Source organism: Bacteroides sp. BFG-637, assembly GCF_024793605.1.
Lineage (GTDB): Bacteria > Bacteroidota > Bacteroidia > Bacteroidales > Bacteroidaceae > Bacteroides > Bacteroides vicugnae.
In genome coordinates this window covers 3,531,594-3,549,595 of record NZ_JANUPD010000002.1, presented here as the reverse complement: position 1 = coordinate 3,549,595, position 18,002 = coordinate 3,531,594, and the positions used below count along the sequence as shown (strand labels likewise).

The 18,002-nt window shown below is 43.5% G+C and carries 18 protein-coding genes; 3 read left to right on the top strand and 15 right to left on the bottom strand.

Annotated elements, in window-relative coordinates; genetic code table 11:
* Positions 1–26: 26 nt before the first annotated feature.
* From tnpB to NXX38_RS13565, 6 genes are all read right to left on the bottom strand, one after another.
* Positions 27–395 (bottom strand): IS66 family insertion sequence element accessory protein TnpB, encoded by a 369-nt coding sequence (gene tnpB / locus NXX38_RS13590; protein WP_167511782.1) that lies wholly within the window; start codon positions 393–395, stop codon positions 27–29.
* Positions 379–711, bottom strand: coding sequence for an IS66 family insertion sequence element accessory protein TnpA (tnpA, locus tag NXX38_RS13585; RefSeq protein WP_217723764.1), 333 nt, complete (start codon positions 709–711; stop codon positions 379–381). Before tnpA ends, tnpB begins: the two co-directional genes overlap by 17 nt.
* A 78-nt stretch (positions 712–789) precedes the next feature.
* Positions 790–1,266 carry a hypothetical protein gene (locus NXX38_RS13580; RefSeq protein WP_258979765.1) on the bottom strand — a complete coding sequence of 159 codons (477 nt, stop codon included), beginning with the start codon at positions 1,264–1,266 and terminating at the stop codon, positions 790–792.
* Positions 1,267–1,337: 71 nt separating this feature from the next.
* Positions 1,338–1,805, bottom strand: a complete 468-nt coding sequence (locus tag NXX38_RS13575; RefSeq protein ID WP_217721635.1) for a hypothetical protein — start codon at positions 1,803–1,805, stop codon at positions 1,338–1,340.
* Positions 1,806–1,982: 177 nt separating this feature from the next.
* A complete protein-coding gene (locus NXX38_RS13570; protein ID WP_148364437.1) occupies positions 1,983–2,435 on the bottom strand; it encodes a hypothetical protein in 453 nt (150 codons plus the stop codon).
* Positions 2,436–2,452: 17 nt separating this feature from the next.
* Positions 2,453–2,638 (bottom strand): hypothetical protein, encoded by a 186-nt coding sequence (locus NXX38_RS13565; protein WP_148364436.1) that lies wholly within the window; start codon positions 2,636–2,638, stop codon positions 2,453–2,455.
* A 691-nt stretch (positions 2,639–3,329) separates the two neighbouring features.
* Between NXX38_RS13565 and NXX38_RS13560 the strand changes: the two genes are divergently transcribed.
* Genes NXX38_RS13560 through NXX38_RS13550 form a run of 3 tightly spaced genes read left to right on the top strand, consistent with a single transcriptional unit; the run spans position 3,330 to position 5,548 of the window.
* Positions 3,330–3,743: an HU family DNA-binding protein gene (locus NXX38_RS13560; protein WP_195650458.1), complete on the top strand. Its 414-nt coding sequence runs from the start codon at positions 3,330–3,332 to the stop codon at positions 3,741–3,743.
* Between the two features lie 6 nt (positions 3,744–3,749).
* The gene (locus NXX38_RS13555) at positions 3,750–5,144 is read left to right on the top strand and encodes a hypothetical protein (protein WP_258979763.1); all 1,395 of its coding nucleotides are present in this window, start codon (positions 3,750–3,752) and stop codon (positions 5,142–5,144) included.
* A complete protein-coding gene (locus tag NXX38_RS13550; protein ID WP_258979762.1) occupies positions 5,132–5,548 on the top strand; it encodes a hypothetical protein in 417 nt (138 codons plus the stop codon). The genes NXX38_RS13555 and NXX38_RS13550 overlap by 13 nt, the downstream gene beginning before the upstream one ends.
* A 144-nt stretch (positions 5,549–5,692) precedes the next feature.
* Here the strand turns inward: NXX38_RS13550 and ccsA are convergent, their stop codons facing one another.
* From ccsA to xylB, 9 genes are read right to left on the bottom strand one after another with little or no spacing between them, the layout of a single operon-like run.
* Positions 5,693–8,170 (bottom strand): cytochrome c biogenesis protein CcsA, encoded by a 2,478-nt coding sequence (gene ccsA / locus NXX38_RS13545; protein ID WP_258979761.1) that lies wholly within the window; start codon positions 8,168–8,170, stop codon positions 5,693–5,695.
* A 44-nt stretch (positions 8,171–8,214) separates the two neighbouring features.
* Positions 8,215–8,373: a hypothetical protein gene (locus NXX38_RS13540; protein WP_258979756.1), complete on the bottom strand. Its 159-nt coding sequence runs from the start codon at positions 8,371–8,373 to the stop codon at positions 8,215–8,217.
* Between the two features lies 1 nt (position 8,374).
* Positions 8,375–9,346: a PTS cellobiose transporter subunit IIC gene (locus NXX38_RS13535; protein WP_258979755.1), complete on the bottom strand. Its 972-nt coding sequence runs from the start codon at positions 9,344–9,346 to the stop codon at positions 8,375–8,377.
* Positions 9,347–9,385: 39 nt separating this feature from the next.
* Positions 9,386–10,270 carry an aryl-sulfate sulfotransferase gene (locus NXX38_RS13530; RefSeq protein WP_258979753.1) on the bottom strand — a complete coding sequence of 295 codons (885 nt, stop codon included), beginning with the start codon at positions 10,268–10,270 and terminating at the stop codon, positions 9,386–9,388.
* 16 nt (positions 10,271–10,286) lie between these two features.
* Positions 10,287–12,089, bottom strand: a complete 1,803-nt coding sequence (locus NXX38_RS13525; protein ID WP_258979752.1) for a c-type cytochrome — start codon at positions 12,087–12,089, stop codon at positions 10,287–10,289.
* Entirely contained in the window at positions 12,086–14,599 is a 2,514-nt protein-coding gene (locus tag NXX38_RS13520; protein WP_258979750.1) for a hypothetical protein, read from the bottom strand. The genes NXX38_RS13525 and NXX38_RS13520 overlap by 4 nt, the downstream gene beginning before the upstream one ends.
* 47 nt (positions 14,600–14,646) lie before the next feature.
* Positions 14,647–15,363, bottom strand: coding sequence for a deoxyribose-phosphate aldolase (gene deoC / locus NXX38_RS13515; protein ID WP_148364428.1), 717 nt, complete (start codon positions 15,361–15,363; stop codon positions 14,647–14,649).
* A gap of 42 nt (positions 15,364–15,405) precedes the next feature.
* Positions 15,406–16,440 (bottom strand): zinc-binding dehydrogenase, encoded by a 1,035-nt coding sequence (locus tag NXX38_RS13510; protein ID WP_258979742.1) that lies wholly within the window; start codon positions 16,438–16,440, stop codon positions 15,406–15,408.
* A 23-nt stretch (positions 16,441–16,463) separates the two neighbouring features.
* Positions 16,464–17,981: a xylulokinase gene (xylB, locus tag NXX38_RS13505; protein ID WP_258979740.1), complete on the bottom strand. Its 1,518-nt coding sequence runs from the start codon at positions 17,979–17,981 to the stop codon at positions 16,464–16,466.
* Between the last annotated feature and the right edge of the window lie 21 nt (positions 17,982–18,002).

Below are 18,002 nucleotides of genomic sequence, written 5' to 3'. Positions count from 1 at the left end.
ACAGACAAGGAATACGACATCTATTTTTATACAGTATATACATTTCGTTCCGCCCTCAGACGTCTCAAACGCTGCCCGGGAGATTCACGGATTCCTTCCACCATAATGACAAGATCGCGCCATTCCATCGGATAGCTGCGCGATTTCTCGTCATATTCGGGAATCTTGAAATGACCGGCTTCAAGGCGCTTGACATACATCACCAGACCGCCATCCTCGGCATGGAGAAGCTTCATCAATTTACGGCTGCTGCCAATGAAGATGAATACATCACCGTTCCTGACACTGCAGCCCATACGCTCGTGTACCACACCGCAGAGAGAACTGATACCCTTGCGCATATCAGTCCTGCCGGGGCAGAGAAAATACCGCATCGTATCATTCAGGCAGAACATGGCAACAGGCGTATTGGTTAATCAAACGGGAAGCGGCCTCTTCCATACCGGCACCCAAATGGGCACGGACGCCATTAGGAAACAACAGGGTCATTCCGGAAACAGAAGAGGAGGAAGCAATACAGGGGGACGTCAGGCTGATGGGGGCTAAGACTGATTGGGGAGCAGATGTCTCGTGATCGGGAACACTGGAAGATTTACGTTTCCAATAATTGTACGTGGAGTAACTGACATGTTCACGTTGCAGAAATTTCAGAAGACTCAGACCGCTTAAACGATGCAGTTCCTGTAAAGAGGTAAATTGTTCTTTTGTCATAATGAAAATATGTTAGAAGTTCATGCAATATTGCACAGGCAAAGGTGCTATGAAAATATGACAGAGAAAACGGGTACTTTATCGGATGCTTACGATACTACTACCTTCCCCTTTAATCCGACTGATTTGAGTCTTCATTTCCCGGTCGGCATCTATCCCAAAATACTGAATAAACTCTTCAATCTTGTCATTTGAAAGAATAATAGTCAGAATCGTAGCCATGTCCTCCACCGATATATTATCCTCAAAAAACTTGGCACGATGAAGAATTTTCTCTATATCTAAAACACTTTTCTTACCATCGGACGTAGAATAAGCTATAATTTGACAAACTATATCTGATTTCTCCGTACAGACTCTCAACGTTTCAGCCAATGGATTAATTGACAAAAGCTTCATATTCACATCCATAGAAAAATACAGATTCTTCAATATTTGCATCTTTCCAAGCGTGGGCGGATAAAGGCATAATTTAGACTTGCCAACACTAAAACGAATAGGTTTCTCAATAATAGCATCGGATATACTTAATTCCATCTCTTTATTAAAACTCATAGCAATATATTTATATAAAAAAGAGCGCTGTGGCCAGCACTAGCGCTCTTCGTTAACAAAAAAAAATAAAATTACTTTCCTTCTTCAGCAGAAGGTGTGTAAGGTTTCACCTGATCGCCTTCGTTAGGTTTCAACACGTCTACGGTATATTTCCATTTCTTACCCTCGGCAGTGTCATAAGATTCCTCGAGAGAAACTACAGAGCGCTCTATCAGAATACCTTCGCAAGTTGCATCTTCCGGAGTAAGGCGGAAAGCGTATTCGCCCTCAACTACTCCATCTGAATCTTCGATCGGTTTCTGACGGCCTTTCGCTGCACGGATTTCAAACTCGAATGCATAGGTGTTTCTTGCATACTTAACAGCTTCATTTTCGCCTCCTTCTACCTTAGCTTCCTTCTTTTCACCTTTGGTAGGAGTTAGTTTGGTTGAACTTTCAACCGGGTCGTACGCAAGTTCTGTCCATGTTGTAGGTGCAGCTCCATTAGCTCCACATTTTCCAAACTCAATTGTGGGTTTTCCCCAAGATAATTGTGCCATAATTCAAATTGTTTAAATTTTTAATTAAATAAATTATATATAAAAAAGCTAGCTTTTGATCTTTCCTTTTTTGCAGTTTCTGCAGAAACCTCGTTTTCTAATTCGATGGTAAAAGTACTGCCATTATTAACAACGGAGCTATTTTCAGTCCTCCTAGCCGTGACATCTCAACAAAAGTCACAAAATAAGAATGTAAGGCAGCATTCCCCGATCTTCTAAACGACTCCGTATACTGGCATAAAGAAGATCTACCTCTTCTCTAAACATTCTATAATTATCATAAGTGGGTACCAGATTTTTTAAATGATTGGACACTGCGGACTTAGACTTATAACCTAATAATTCCGTCAATATATCCCGGATGCCATTTGGTATTCTATGCCCGGTCAAGCTAATAGGGGAATAAAAGAACATAATGATAATAAGAAATTGCATTTTTCTATCAGTATTAAGTTTACCTCCATCTCCACTATCACCAGATAATTCGCAGAACCATTCGAATATCTGCGGAATATGTTCCAAGTCAGTAAGCATTGGAGTAGCCAGCTCTGCTTCTTTCCTCTCTAATTCAGATTTCTGTATATGTACAGATATCAATTCTCCTATTCTAAAAAAGTCATTAATCATCATATTAGTTTTTAGTGTTATTACTTCATTAACTTGTCATTTTGCAGGGCTTCTTTTTCTTTCTCTTCAATACGTTTGCCCCAACCCCACATCATAGCAGAATAAATCGCAGTCGTGTACAAATGCAATTCTCTTCCATTTGTTATAAAATCAACCCGAAATGCCGCGTTTCTCGCTATTGCCCATATTTTTTCATTGTTTGCCATAATTCAATCATTTCTATTTTTTAATATTAAATTTCGCTCATCACATTCTTCCATTAGATTAGCTTTTATTCCGCCAATCCACACATGTATAGATTATTCAATGAAAGTACTACGAATATTTATGATTAAGAGGAATCTATCTGATCAAGACTTGACATTAGAGAGAAAGTCACAAAATTGACAAAACAATTATAAGAATGACACTTATTATGAAGAGTATTGTTTAAAAATATAATGAAGATATAGACAATGGTACTATTCTTGATGACAGAAAATGTGAAAACGAGATAGATAGGAAGAGGACATAAATTAGCATATCCCTCTAAAAAGAGTATAATAATATAATCTGCATATTTCTTACGAATGAAGAACAATATTGTTTGTATTTCTTATATTATCTACTAATATATAAATTTCTATACTTCTTTAAATAGAATAAACATTATTATCCCTATCTTTGTACTGTCTTAATCGACAAGATGTTTTTACCAATTCATAAGGAAGATGTAATTAGTTCTACTCGATATATTAATAATTCCCCCTTATCTTTTAGCAAATTCATCCGCATGAATTAATCTGTTGCACTTGAGCAACCATTCAGCTATACTTGTGCAACCACCCAGTTACACAAGTCCATTTCTGGATTTACTCAACTGCAATACATAATAGTCATCTAAAAGAAATTAGATTTATGAGCATACTTTATAAAACCACTCGTTTTGCGGATACTTTTACCGGCGACAAAGAAACGAATGTACGGGTACAACTATTATCATGGGACACTTTGGATACCAAAGCTTTTGTTGAATACTTAGCTGACAAAAACAATATCACCAAAGGCGACGCATACAAAAATCTAAGTATGGTACTGGAGGGAATAGAGGCCATTCTGAAAGATGGAAATATTGTCAATCTGGATGATTTCGGCAGTTTTTCTCTGAACGGCAGTTTCTGCGAAGACAAAGAACCAGGTGAAAACCACCGTGCAGAATCCATAGAGGTGAAGAATGTTGTATTCAAAGCCGAAAAACGTTTGAAAAAAGCGATAACAGCAGCCGGATTCGAGAAATATAATCCGGGAAGACACAACAAACGAAAATACTAAAACAACATGGAATACGATAGAATCTACTCCATCCGAAAAGGTGAATACTTTGCGGATGCATTGAAACGTGCCGGCAAAGACTTCATCCCGACCAATTGTATCATTAATAAACTCCTTCCCGGATTGGGAGCTACACACTGCGAATTGACGGCACCCCGAAAGTCTATCATTATTGAGCCCAACGTACCTGTTATTGAGTCTAAAGCAAAGGTACACAAAAATTCATTGGCTATCTATAAAGGAGTCAGCGTCCGGCAAATCACAGACTTTCTGGAGAAGAACCAAGACAAACATTACAAACTGTTGACTACTCCCGAAGGCTTCACCAAAATCAAAGAAGCCATGCTGGCTGTAAATATAGATATGTATACAGAGTGTTTCATCTTGTTTGATGAATGTGAAAAGCTAGTGCAGGACGTGCATTACCGTGATTCTATCCGCGAACCGATGAATGATTTTTTCCATTTTCAGCATAAGGCATTGATTTCGGCCACTCCCATCGTACCCGAAAAAGACAATCGCTTCGACAGTTTCATGCGGGTACTGATTCAGCCGGATTACGAATATCGTCAAAAGCTGAAACTAATCACTACCAACAATGTTCTGGAAACGTTGCAGGAGGTGATTGAAGCGAAGCGCGGCACGGTCTGCATCTTCTGCAACAGTATTGATTCGATAGATAGTTTCTACCGATTGATTCCCGAATTGAACAATGCCTGCACTTTCTGTAGTGAAGACGGACAATACAAACTATGGAAAGGCAACCGACGCAAAAAATCAATGATGATTACTGAACTGGAACGTTACAACTTCTTCACTTCACGTTTCTACTCCGCGGTGGATATCATATGTAAAAACCCGCCACATGTGATTCTCATCAGTGATTTGCATGGCGCAACCCAATCGGTTATCGATCCTACTACCGAAGCCATTCAAATCATCGGACGATTCCGAGGAGGAGTAAATACCGTGACACATATCGCTTCCATCCGCCCGGATCTGGAATGTATGTCAACCAATGAGATTGATAGTTGGATACAAGGCGCTTCCCATATCTTCAACGGATGGAAAACTCAACTGGCACAAACGTCCAATATTGGTGAACGTACTTTGTTGCAGGAAGCTATCGGAGAAAATTCATATCTCCCCTATCTGGATGCGAATGGAAAACCTGATCCGTTTCTAATAGCAAATTTATATGAGAAAGAGCAAGTGAAGCGACTATACACATCCACCGATCTGCTTTGCAGTGTCTATCAACAGACCGATTATTTTATATTCTCTCATGAGGAACGTCTCATGCCGGTTTCGGATAATGAACGTATGGCAATCCAGCATCGCCTGGCAAAAAGAAACGGGCAGAACTTATCGTCCGCAAACTGGAAGAAATGGAAAAAATGAGCCGCACTACTGACAAGAAAGTACAAAAACGCTACCAACGTATGCTGGGAAATCTGCTTACTACGACCAATGACAGGTATATATACGATTGTTTCTGCCGATTTGGAGGAGATTTCATTCGTGAATCTGACTATAATGAGAATAAATTACGGACTGCATTGAATGTAAGCAGTGAGCATACGATTAAACAATCAGGGCAGATGCGTAGCTCTATCCAACGTACTTTTCCCATAGGTTCGGAGCTTTCCGTTCAGGAAGTGAAAAGTATGCTGAAACAAGTATATAAAAAGATGGGACTGAATACGGGACGAGGAATCACAACCAAAGAACTGGAACAATATGCAGAAATAGAAAAAGGATGGAAACACGACAATAGAACAATCAAAATACTGAAATTCAAATAATTGGCAATAAAATGCAGTTTTCCTTCCGAAAAAAGCAGAAACTCCGTATATGTTTCCTGTAAACTTCTCTTATTTTCGGCTATTTTCAGAGATAAGTCATTGATTATATGATCTGCCACATTTTTGTTTCTCCCCGTATAATACTTAAAAGAAAGACGAAAATGTGGCAGAGAGTTTCTTTAAACGTCTGCGGGCAAACAACGCCAAAACAAGTACGAGGCATACACCCAATCCCCATATCCACAACAAGAAATCTCCTCCTTCGGTTTTTCCATAAGAATGCAGACCGCTCAAATAGTAGTTCACCCCAAACCAAGTCATTATAACCGAAAGGACGGCAACAACGGAAAGCAGATTAAAACACCAGGTGGTCTTTCCTTTCAGGAGAGGAATAAAGCGGATATGAAGCACCAATGCATAGACAACGATTGAAATCAATGCCCAAGTTTCTTTAGGGTCCCATCCCCAATATCTACCCCAAGAGACATTGGCCCAGATAGCTCCAAGAAATGTTCCGGCGGTCATAAAGAACAGACCGAGAATCATTGCCATTTCATTCAGTAGCGTCAGTTCACGGATACGGAACAAGAGTTTCACCCGGTTGGTGGCGGAAAGCAAACTCATCAATACAAGATTAAACAACCCTGTCAGCGCACAAAGAGCAAAAAAGACGTAACCGATCATAATGATAGCGACGTGAGACATCAGCCAATAAGATTGAAGTACCGGGACTAAAGGAGTAATTTCCGGATTCAGGTGATTTAGTCCTGCTACAAAAAGCATGATTCCGCCCAATAGTCCCGCCAATGCGGGAAGAATACGGAATCGGCGGGCAAACAGGAGTCCGCTACCTACCAGCATCCAGGAAGTACATATCATCGACTCGTAAGCATTCGCCCAAGGGGCATGTCCGCAAATATACCAACGTAACAAGACACCTGCCGTATGTGTGAGAAAAGCGATTGCCAGAAGAGCAATCAGAATACTGCTAATTTTTCTTCCCCATTTAAAGTCCGCAATCATCTCTCCGCAGGCAATGAAAAGTAGGATACCACCCAAAATCAAGTAAGCCAGACGACACCAGAAAAATAAATCCAGTTGATTATAGAGAAGTTCGGCTTTCACTTTCCGGTTGTCAATAGCAGGAACTTTAGCCTTTGCTTGTTGGTAGACATTCATCATTTCAACTACCTTGTCCGCTTCCTTCCAGTTGTTGGAACGAACTCCATTTCCTAGCTCATAGATATACCAGTCCATGATTTTAGTTACAAATAGAGAATCTTTCCCATGAAAAGCGCTCAAGTCATCACCTGGTGAATACCATTTTCCCTGCAAATCGTTTCCATCCGGAAAAAGCGGTAACAATTGGTGTTGCATGATGCGATATACGATGTTTACCGATTCATCCAGTTTTAATAAATCCGAGTCCAATCGTTTGCGCTCCGTAGCCGGTTTAGCGTAAATTGTGTTCAGTTCATTCGTCAGGATATAGTTACCGTCTGCATTAAATACATCTTGCCAGGCGATGTATTTGCCATCTCTGCCGAAGCGTTGAAGAAGTTCTTTATTATCAACTTTGATAAAAGGAAAAGCTCCCCATTCATCGGGAAAAGAAAGTAGATTCAAAAAGAATTGATCTGAATTAATGCCATTCAGTTTATCGGCTCCATACAATTTGCGTAAAATGGCAGATGTGTAACTGTTGACGGGTTCGAGACGTCCGTTAGGGTTAAGCACTACCAGATTGCCAAACTTTTCGGCATGTAAGGAAGAAACACAAGGTAATTGTGAAGCGACGAGAGATTGTTGTGAAGAGACAGCCGGTTGTTGTGCACGCAATGCCTGCATATTGGAGATGCCGGATAAAGCCAGAAAGAGCAATAAGCAGAAAGGGGTATTCTTTTTCATTTCTCCCAATTCTCTGCGCAACCGCCCGAAACGGGATTTCTTACTGAACAATGTCAAGACAAAACCTACCAGTAAAAGGAAATATCCCGTATATGTAAGCTGCATACCGGGACGGTCATAGCTCACAGATAACACAGTGCCTTGTTCGTCAGAATCGAATGAAGACTGAAACAGACGGTAACCATCCACATCAACCACTTTATTCATTCGTATGGTTGCCTGTAAAGGAGATTCATTTTCTCTTTTAATCACCAGGTCACTTTCATAAGACATCGGGCTATGAGAACCCGGATAGCGCTGCAACCGGAAATCATTCAGAGTTACAGAGAAAGGCAGGGAAGCATTTTCCATCCCTGTTCCTTCCTCTTTCATCATGCTATTTGCCGTTTCCCCTTCACGGATATGCATGATACCCGTCACCCCTACATAGTGAGTGACAGCAGCCCCCAACCAGATAAAAAGAAAAGCTCCATGAAAAATCAGACTGCCTTTACTAATTCTCTTAAAATAGTTTCCCTGAAGAAACATAGCCAATAAATTGACTGCCTGCAACAACTGCAACAGTATAAACCAGGGAGCATAATAAAAAGATTCACGGGCAACGGCAGGACCATAAGAGTTTTCCACCAAAGTGGCTACCGCCAATATCAGGGCATAAAGTCCCGCTAATATGTACATCAATACCGGTGAAGCGATCAGTCGAATCAATTTCATCTGTTTTTCTTTTATAATAAACAATGCTTTTATAAATGAGGCAGTTATAAATAAGCAATTCCTTCAATTTCTACCAGCAATTCCTCTCTGCATACATCCGCATAAAGATATATGATAGGAATATCCGGGCAGAGTTTATCCAAGTCTGCTTTCACAGCTGGCGCATCCTCTTCATTCTTGAGATATACACGAAGAAGTCCCAACTTACCGGAATGTTCCGGTAGTTTCTCCCCTACCCTCTTCCAAGCCGATCAAATGCTGGATATTTTCAAGAGTGATTTCCGTTTGAGAGAGAACATCTCCGGTCGTTACACTTTCCTCGCCACGGATAGCAGCCGTGCCGGAAATATAAATCACCTCCTGCCGACGGTCGGACAGCGACTTTCCTCTTTCAAATTTAGGAGTTCCCTTCTTCCCATCCGCCCGATGGCTAATCAACACCTCATCCGAATAGACATGAGCAGCCCGTTGCCAGTCGTTATCTAAAGGAGCAATATTCACTTCTCCACTGACAGCATTGAAATCAATCAGAACACCGCCATGCTGTGTGCCAATCCCCGTTGCTGCCGGATATCCCGATTCCCATTCCGAAGAAGCATAGAACAGAGTACGCACATCATTGAAATCCTGATAACACTGATTGCCATGTGCAATATCCGTGATATTTTCCAGATAATTCCACTGACGGACAATGTTGCCAAAATTCATCTGTTCCGCCTTTAAGATCTCTTCTGCCTTCCTGAAAGCTTGTTCCGATTGTTCGCGAACAGGCAGATTCAAATCATCCGCGTAAAGTCCCCCCACTATTATTTCCCGATAGTGAGGAGTCATGATCCGCAGGTAGCGGACAGAGAAAGAACTAATTTGTTCCTCTATGGTGACTGCCTCATCCGTAATCTCCACCAACGAATGTACCTCCAATACCAAGTCTGCTACCAAAGGCTTTTGAGCCACCAGCGAAACCACCGGACGGGGAGAAACGAAATGCCGCTCCACCCATTGTTCCAGAAAGGAACGCTGAAACTTGTATTCCTGATTATCCGTACAGCGTGTAAAGAGTACAAGACGGAGCACCCTCTCTTCGCGGACAGCGGATGAAAGTAATTCCTCCGCCATCTGTTCCCAACTGTTTCCTGTCGTTTTATACAAATTACATATGATTCGATGATACTTCATACTGCAAATTTCAATGTTTTTTCTGATGAACTATACTTATTAATGATAGGAGGTAACACCTGCCGGAACGTCCATGCTATAGACAGATGACATCGTCTTCAGCCCCGGAGTATTCTCCAAAGAATAAAGCACTTTCTTTTGACGGTCTACCAACAACATGTGTACTTTCTCTTTCGGATTCACATGTCCCGTCCAGTTCGTTATCAGGATGCGTCCGTCAGAAAAATACTGAAAACCTCCCAGAAACTTCAACGGTTTTCCGGGAATATCCGCATTCGATAATTCCCAAACAGTCTTTCCATCTGCCGTTACTTCGATAATTCTCGGATTCTGGTCTTTATCTGCTACGGCAATCAGCGTATGTCCGTTGGGCAAACGAGTCAGAGAATGCGGTCCGCCGGGAACATCCAGTTTCCACACCTCTTTGCCGTTCGTGTCATATTCCGTCACACATTGCGGTCCGTAATGTGCTACCAGAAAATGCCCGTTATCCAAGCGACGTGCATTACGCATAAACGCAAAACCTTTCTCTTTCACTCCCTCCGGCAGGATGCAGACTTCTTTCACAATCTTACCTTTAGGAGAGATTTCCAGCATACGTCCCGTGGTACATTCGCCCACAAACGTATTGCCGTTCTTCAACCGCTGACAGGCAAAGACCGGACTTTTAGACTCGTAATGGAAGATTGTATCGTTCTGACGGGTCATTTCGAGTACCCCGTGCCCAGTGGTGAAAAGGATATTGCCATTAGGCAATACCCATAAATCATTAGAGTCGGGAGCTTTGTGCTGCCATACAATCTGATTGTTTTCCATCACAAAGACGATTCCCTGTGAATAATCTGTTCCTGCAAACGTCCGGGTCTGTGCCAACAGAGATGCAGAGAACAGAAATATCAAAATCGCACTATATATTCTTGTCATAACTAATCATTCAAAATTACAAAGACAATACATATTCCTCCAACTCTTCCAGTTCTTTATCAGAAACAGGCTTATGAGGTCCGTGTACCTTTAACATATCTTTCATCGAATAGCTACGACCGTCATACAGATAAGGAGCCGTACGCCAACATTCATTCAGAGCAGGAACGTCCATAGCCAGTCCTTTATCAGGTCCGGTAGTCCAATCCACTTTATATTGCTTCTGATCCGTATAGTATTCTCCGGAATGGCAACTCGCGCAGTTTTCTTCAAATATCTTCTTCCCTCTTTTCGCTTTCGCAGAAAGTTTACCATTCTCAAGATAAGGGCTTGGCAGAGGCTTCAGAGATTTCAGATATTCGTCGATAGATTCGTAGATCTCATCATTTCCCTCCATAAACAGGATATATTTCACTCCCGAACGAACGGCTACTTCGGCATTTTTACGAATACCGGTCGCCATACAAGGCGGAGTCTGATGGGAAAGCAAGAGTGTTTTCGTATTCTTCGGATTACCCATGCCATCATTCAGCAAGTCCCAGTTAAGCCCGTCCATGCGTGCATCATTCGGATGACAGGTTGCACAACTTTGCCAGTTCTGGAAACAAATGGTTGCATCATGGAAGTACATATCTCCCTTACCAACTTTAGTGAATGCCAATGGAACACCCAAAATCTGCTTCTGCACATTCTTACCGTTCAAATCCATAGACACCAATTCCGACGTATAATAGTTGGCAGTATAAATTTTACCTCCCGTAGCTACGACCGAACGCGGCCCTTTTCCCTGTGTAGGAATGAAGTCACGGATGCCATACAAGAATCCCGCATCATTAGGTATATTGCCCCACGCTTTCATGGAAGGAGTAACCATTTCCCCTTGTTTCGCTTTCCCAAGACGTTCATGCAAAGCAATGCGATCGATACGCACCAATTCCTGACTACCGGCAGCAGCTACTATGATCTGCTTATCATCCGGGGTAACAATTACCGACCACGGATTGGCTGCTCCTTTCTGTGGAGTGTCCAAGATGACGGAAGTGAGCCACTTTCTTGCCTTCAAATCAATGATGGATAATGTATTTGTAGCCATCCATCCTCTATCCAGCTGATTGGTAGGCAACTGATAGCGGGAGATTAAATGAGTGACATACGCAAAAGTATGATTCTCATCCACCGCTACCGACTTCACATCCGTAGAACCGTTCGGCAACATAACACGTCCCGAAACCTTTTTCGAAAGCACATCTACCATATCGAGCTGTACTGCAATCGGATAAGCCGTAGAAGGCATTTCCGGCAGATTATTGGCTATCAGCAGACAGGAATCACCTGCAAAAGCAGCCATCGACACCGGTTCGCGGCCGACAGCTATTTTAGTTTTCACCTTACGGGTGGCCGGATCAATCTCCCAAAGTTCGTTGTTGAACCGCTGCGTCACCCAAAGAGATTTAGACAACGGATTATATAGAATGTCCGAAGGAGTAGCTCCGCTTTTTGTTTTGGATTGTACGGAGAGTTTCTTTCCATCCAGTTCGTACATGGTGCCGTAGTTTCCGTCACATACTACCCAGAGTTTACCATTCGCATCCTGCGTCATGGCATTGACAGGAGACGAGAAAGAGACTTTCTTTTCCATTTTCTGTCCGTCGGACGACATCTTGATGAGTTCACAGCCTGCCCTGTTTGTTACAAACAAGGATTTCCCATTGTCTGCCAGAAACAAACGGTCCGGTGAAACCGTCGTTTCCGCTTCTTGCCAAGCCGCACAAAGAAATATGGCAGCCATACCAACAGGTATCAATATCTTCTTTTTCATTTTTTCTCTTGTTTAGTTTGAAGGGATTGAATGTATTGACGAATATTCTCCTGATCTTCCGCACGGGCTGCTTCCCGCTTCTTATCGTAATAGTTATAGAAGTCGAGATCCTTTTGCGACCAGTTGTTCGCTTCACGGTAGTCTCCGATAAAGGGCACAAGCAAGTCAATCCAGAGAGCTACTTTTCGTATTTCCTGAGGAGTCAGTTTGGTTCCTCCATGTCCGCTTTCCAGACGTTTAATCAGATTACTCTTGTTGGAACCTGCAAAATAAGGCGGCAGCAACGTAGGTTCGGACAAAGCGCTGATCCAGTTTACTTCCAGATGGTGTGCGTTGCCTCGCCATGCTCCTTCGTCTTTTTTCTTAGTGGCATGCGTCAGGCTCAAATAAGAATCGGTATATTTTCTTTTACTTTGTTTATCCATTACCTTCAATTCACCTTTCAGGCTCATCGGTTGCTTCACTCCATCGTGACAAGAGATACAATGTCTGTCCCAGATAGGTTGAATTTCTTTCAGGTAACTGAAATTGCGTTCGCCCATCTCATCTTCCGGAGCCAATACTTTGACACCTTTGTCCATTGCCATAGATACCGGATGCCCTGCTACGGGAACCGTGTTCTTATGTTCGTGGCATCCTACACAACTCTGCACTTCGTTCGGCTGCAAAGTAGACCAACTACGCATTGTTTGCACTACACGCCCGTTTTCGTCCAATGCCTGGAAATAAAGCGGCCGGCGTGCAGGAACTTTAAAGAATGCGGAACCGTCAGGATATACTTCCGTCACTCCCAACACTCTCTTCACATCCCAGGCGGCATTGCCCACTCCTACCGGAGAACTCATGATAGCTCCTCCACCTTTATCATTACCGTTCACTTCACCTACACCTGCTGCACGGAACTGGATTTCCACCACACGCAACTGTTTGATAGTTCCTGGTTTCACACCTTTCAATCCATTACCCTCGTAGATATTCTGCATATAATATACGCCTTCATTCTTTGTATAATCTACCGAAGATGAACGGCGGAACGGACGTTTACGGGGAGCGACCAACACAGGCTGGTTGCAGGATATGCGTGCGTCGGATACGAGTAATTCACGTTCTCCGTCCGCATTCATCCAATAAACACCAAATTCCATCGGATGTCCGACGTAATAACCCAACGGAGTATACGATATTAAAAATTCCATCTCGCTCAATGGAAAAGGATGCTGGAACTGATCGGTAAACTTTCCATAACCGTCAATACGTTCCGGTTCCGGTTTGTGAACCGGAGCTACGAACATAACACCTTCATTCTCATCACGTCCGGCTTCAGGATCTATGATACCCAGTTTGCCATGTTGAGGAGTATGGTGACCCATAAAAACTCCCATCAACTTACGAGTACCGGGAATCTGACGAATCTGTGCCACCGTTGTCGGAAACCAGCTATTCATTCCGTAATATTCAGCCTGTCCTGTTCCATCGGGATTCATTTGGAACAAAGGCTGCGCCCATATCTGGCCGCGGTCATTGTAATCCCAGCGAGTATAGACCACCCGACCATCATCCAACAAAGTCGGTGTTACCGTATGCACCTGGTCGAAACCGACCTGACGCATATAACGCCCCTCCCTGTCGCAGAGATACATATTGCTGACTTCTGTAAACCAGCAGTCTACCGTACTTCCGCAACGGGTAGAGTTGAACAGGATATTGTCATCCGGCAAGTAAATGCCTTCAATGTCGGCATGTCCTTTTCCGAAAGTCAGCTGCTTGATTTCCCGTGTCTTTAAATCCATTTCATACAGATGGAAGTCATCTTCCTTGCGGGATTTCTTCCAGGAGAAAAGCAGATGCTGACCATCAAAATGAAGATTCGGATCACGCACTACTCCTTCTTCATCTGTCAGCATGGTTTCTACTTCCGCCCAAATTCCATTCATCTTCAATTTCGCCAACGCACCGCCCGCAATGTAGTTGCATTCAGCACGGGCATCCGACACTCCTTCGGTATAAGCAAAGAAAGAGGGACGCAACGTTCTGTACTTTGTAAAAACAATCTCCGGTTTATCTGCAGTGAAGGCTTCCAAACGCTTGATACGTCTTTGTTCACACGCTTTCAGATAAGACAGGAAAGCTGATTCGATGCTTTCCGGAGCATTAGTCACGGCAGCTTTGATGTTCAGCTTCTGTAAACGCACGGAAAGTTCCTGATTAAAACTCTTGTTAAACCAGTCTACATCACCCGTTGTTCCATCCTGTAGCCACCAATCGTAATAGACCGGATAGGCACGCATCAATCTCCGGTGCACGGCTTTTATCTTGTTTTCTGTTTCTTCCTGATTACCTTTCTGTTTTATCGCCTGAATTTCCGCGTATTTCTTCTGAATCTCGACGATAAAACCTTTCGCATCGGTAGGCTGAAGGGAAGTGTCTTTCGTCTGCCATGCTACGATGGAGAGGAACACACAGCATGCCATCCCACACTTCAACAGCTTCATTAATTTCGATCTTATCATTTTATCTTCTTATTTACCTTAAATTTACCTTCCTGAAAAGAGAACGATTACAAACCTTTCTTCAGTTCCTTATAGGATTCTATAATCTGAATACCGCTTGATGTACCAATACGGGTAGCGCCCGCCTGAATCAATGCCAACGCAGAATCCAGATCGCGAATACCACCTGCTGCTTTCACTCCGATAGTAGGTCCTACCACACGACGCATCAATGCTACATCCTGCACCGTTGCTCCTGCTGTACCAAATCCGGTAGAGGTTTTCACAAAATCCACTCCGGCTTCTTTAGCTATACGACATACGGTTTCTTTCTCTTCATCCGTCAGATAACAAGTTTCAAGAATGACTTTACAGATCACACCGGCAGGTTTGCAGATAGAAACCATGTCTTCAATCTCTTTCTTTACAATTTCAATCTGTCCTTTCTGTAAAGCACGAACATTGATGACTGTATCTATTTCAGTAGCACCTTTGGCAATGGCATCACGGGTTTCAAATGCTTTGCACTCTACAGTGTTCTGTCCCAACGGAAAACCGATAGCGGCTCCTACACGCACTCCTGATCCTTCAAGCAACTTCACACAAATTTCTACTTCCGCAGGATTGATGGCTACCATTGCAAACTGATACTGACGGGCTTCCGCACAAAGTTTCTCAATAGGTGATGCATCACCGAAAGGTTTCAGGAATGTATGGTCGATCATACCAGCCAACTGCTCTACTGATAATTCTGCAATCACTTCGTTTATATTCTTCTTTTCCATTATTTTGAGTCGTTTAATAAGTTATTATAAATATACAGTTTCTTAAAAAATCAATACGCATTTCAATACTTCACCCCGCTTCACGGCAGCAAAGGCTTCTTCTATTTCTTCTATCGCAAAGCGATGCGTGATAAAGTCGGATGCAGAAAGTCTGCCCTCTTCAATCCATTGTGCCAATGTGGTCATTGCCGCCTTTTCTTCGGAACGGGTAGGCCATTGATGCATGTGCAGGTCGAAGTTATAAGGAGCTTTCGATAAGTCGAAGGTTGGATTCTTAGTCATAACGCCATAGACACACACATCTCCACCCATCTTCACCAATGGTAATACGGAATTTACGACTACATCCAGTCCTACCGCATCAATGACAGCATCATAAGAGCGATTAGCCGCGGCAATAAATTCCGGAGTACTGATTTCGGCGGGTGTATATCCGTTGTCTGCTCCCATCCGGCGGGCAACTTCCAGTTTAGCGGGAAGCATATCGACAATGTCAATCTGTCCCAGACCGAACAATTTACCCAACTTCACAAAGCTCAATCCTACAGGACCGGAGCCTACTACAATCACCTTTTTCCCCGGAGTCAGATTGAAATCCTTGAAAGCTCCCAACACTTCGCGCCAGGTACAAGAGATGACCGCTTCTTCCGGTTGCACATGAGAAGGAACTGTGTTCTGAATCTCAAAACTGTCCCAGCATCCCTGTTCGGGGGTAGCCAGTCCCTCTTCTTTCAGTACCTCAAAGTCGTTCACTACCACATATTCGCTGAAACCACCCCAGCCGCTATTGACACCTTGCGCGCCAAAATCGGAAATAAGACCGCCAATAGCACGGTCGCCTACCTTAAAGTTACGTACTTTTTCACCGACAGCCACTACAATTCCGGCATTTTCATGCCCCAAAGCCAATGGATAAGTATCCACTCCGGGGAATTTTCCGGCTATCAGTTTACTGTCAGTCGCATTACACAAAGCGACCATTTCCGTTTTCACCAATGCCTGATAAGCATTGATAACAGGAGTTTCCACCTGTCGTATTTCTATTTTGCCAGGAGCCGGCACTATTACTGTTTTCATTCGATTATTAGGTTTTATACAGATTATAATTCAGTTTTTGCAATTTCAGTATACATATCGCACAAGGCGTGATAAGCTTTATCAAAAACAGGCATCCAAGTCTCATACTTCTTCACGTTTTCCTGAATCGGCTGCACGGTCTGTTCAATACGGACAAAGCGGTCTATCACAGAGAAGTCTTTAAAGACTCCCGCACCGATACCTGCCAGAATAGCTGCTCCCATCGAAGTAGCCTCTTCCAGATAATTAGGTACACGGATTTCCGCCTGATAAATATCTGCCATCATCTGACGCCATACAGGGTTTTGCGCACATCCTCCAATCACCGTCACCTGGTCGATGGGAACGTGTTTGCGGAAGATATTGACGATAAATCCCAGATTGAGAGTAATTCCCTCCATCACAGCACGTAGCATATCACCATGTGTATGCCCCAGCGTCAGACCGATAAATGCTCCTTTGGCATCTACATTCCAACGGGGAGTACGTTCACCAAGCATATAAGGTAAGAATAGGAGTTTATTGGCTCCTATCGGAGAGGAAAGGATCTGTTCGTCAATCAGTTCGAACACGCTACGTCCGAGTTGAGCAGCCAATGCCTGCTCGTGCTGGCAGAGTTGGTTAATCATCCAGTTGTAGGAAGAGCCTGCCGCCTGCATCGTTCCCGACGGATGCAGCATGCCCGGCACTACGTGCGCCCAATTCATGGTGCGGCGTTGTTCGTCTACAATCGGCTTTTCTACTGTCAGAGCTACCCAAGAGGAAGACCCCAGATAGTTGTATGCGCTACCCGGAGCCACACAGCCGACGCCTACTCCGGCACAACTACCATCGCCTCCACCACAGATTACGGGTGTTCCGGCAAGCAGTCCTGTTTCACGGGCAGCTTCGTTGGTCACTTCACCGATCACGTCAATAGACGAACGGACTTCCGGGAATAAGGAAAGATCGAGTCCGGCAGCTTCTATGATTTCTTCACTCCATTGCCAACGGTTCAGGTCGTATGCATTGGTACCCGAAGCATCCGAGGGATCTGTGGCTAGAGTGCCGCAGAGGCGGAAGTTGATATAATCCTTGGCATTCAATATCTTGGCTGTCTGTGCAAAGATTTCCGGTTCGTGCTTCTTTACCCACATCAGTTTCTCGATGGAATAGGAAGCGCTGATCCGGTGTCCCGTGATTTCATAGAAATGAAGCGGGTCTATCTTTTCGGAAAGAATAGTCTCTTCTTCCTGCGAACGCTGGTCGCAATAAAGCATGTGAGGACGAAGCGGGTGACCGTTTTTATCCACACAAAGACAACCCATCATTTGTCCGCTAAGTGCCACACCGGCAATATCATTGGGAGATACCAGTTGGAGAAGTGTCTGCGTGGTATCTACAATCGCTTTCCACCAATGGAGCGGATTCTGTTCCGCCCGGTTGCCGGAAGCGTAATCTGTAGGGTATGCGGCTGTACGTGAAGCAATCAACAATCCCGATTCGTCGAATAAGGTTGCTTTATTACCGCTGGTACCCAAGTCATGTGCTAATATATACATATATGTTCTTTCTTCTTTTCA

What these genes read in the sequence shown, in the direction of transcription:
- tnpB (WP_167511782.1), bottom strand. Translation starts at nt 395, where the DNA reads ATGTTCTGCCTGAATGATACGATGCGGTATTTTCTCTGCCCCGGCAGG.
- tnpA (WP_217723764.1), bottom strand. Translation starts at nt 711, where the DNA reads ATGACAAAAGAACAATTTACCTCTTTACAGGAACTGCATCGTTTAAGC.
- NXX38_RS13580 (WP_258979765.1), bottom strand. Translation starts at nt 1,266, where the DNA reads ATGAGTTTTAATAAAGAGATGGAATTAAGTATATCCGATGCTATTATT.
- NXX38_RS13575 (WP_217721635.1), bottom strand. Translation starts at nt 1,805, where the DNA reads ATGGCACAATTATCTTGGGGAAAACCCACAATTGAGTTTGGAAAATGT.
- NXX38_RS13570 (WP_148364437.1), bottom strand. Translation starts at nt 2,435, where the DNA reads ATGATGATTAATGACTTTTTTAGAATAGGAGAATTGATATCTGTACAT.
- NXX38_RS13565 (WP_148364436.1), bottom strand. Translation starts at nt 2,638, where the DNA reads ATGGCAAACAATGAAAAAATATGGGCAATAGCGAGAAACGCGGCATTT.
- NXX38_RS13560 (WP_195650458.1), top strand. Translation starts at nt 3,330, where the DNA reads ATGAGCATACTTTATAAAACCACTCGTTTTGCGGATACTTTTACCGGC.
- NXX38_RS13555 (WP_258979763.1), top strand. Translation starts at nt 3,750, where the DNA reads ATGGAATACGATAGAATCTACTCCATCCGAAAAGGTGAATACTTTGCG.
- NXX38_RS13550 (WP_258979762.1), top strand. Translation starts at nt 5,132, where the DNA reads ATGGAAAAAATGAGCCGCACTACTGACAAGAAAGTACAAAAACGCTAC.
- ccsA (WP_258979761.1), bottom strand. Translation starts at nt 8,170, where the DNA reads ATGAAATTGATTCGACTGATCGCTTCACCGGTATTGATGTACATATTA.
- NXX38_RS13535 (WP_258979755.1), bottom strand. Translation starts at nt 9,346, where the DNA reads ATGAAGTATCATCGAATCATATGTAATTTGTATAAAACGACAGGAAAC.
- NXX38_RS13530 (WP_258979753.1), bottom strand. Translation starts at nt 10,270, where the DNA reads ATGACAAGAATATATAGTGCGATTTTGATATTTCTGTTCTCTGCATCT.
- NXX38_RS13525 (WP_258979752.1), bottom strand. Translation starts at nt 12,089, where the DNA reads ATGAAAAAGAAGATATTGATACCTGTTGGTATGGCTGCCATATTTCTT.
- NXX38_RS13520 (WP_258979750.1), bottom strand. Translation starts at nt 14,599, where the DNA reads ATGATAAGATCGAAATTAATGAAGCTGTTGAAGTGTGGGATGGCATGC.
- deoC (WP_148364428.1), bottom strand. Translation starts at nt 15,363, where the DNA reads ATGGAAAAGAAGAATATAAACGAAGTGATTGCAGAATTATCAGTAGAG.
- NXX38_RS13510 (WP_258979742.1), bottom strand. Translation starts at nt 16,440, where the DNA reads ATGAAAACAGTAATAGTGCCGGCTCCTGGCAAAATAGAAATACGACAG.
- xylB (WP_258979740.1), bottom strand. Translation starts at nt 17,981, where the DNA reads ATGTATATATTAGCACATGACTTGGGTACCAGCGGTAATAAAGCAACC.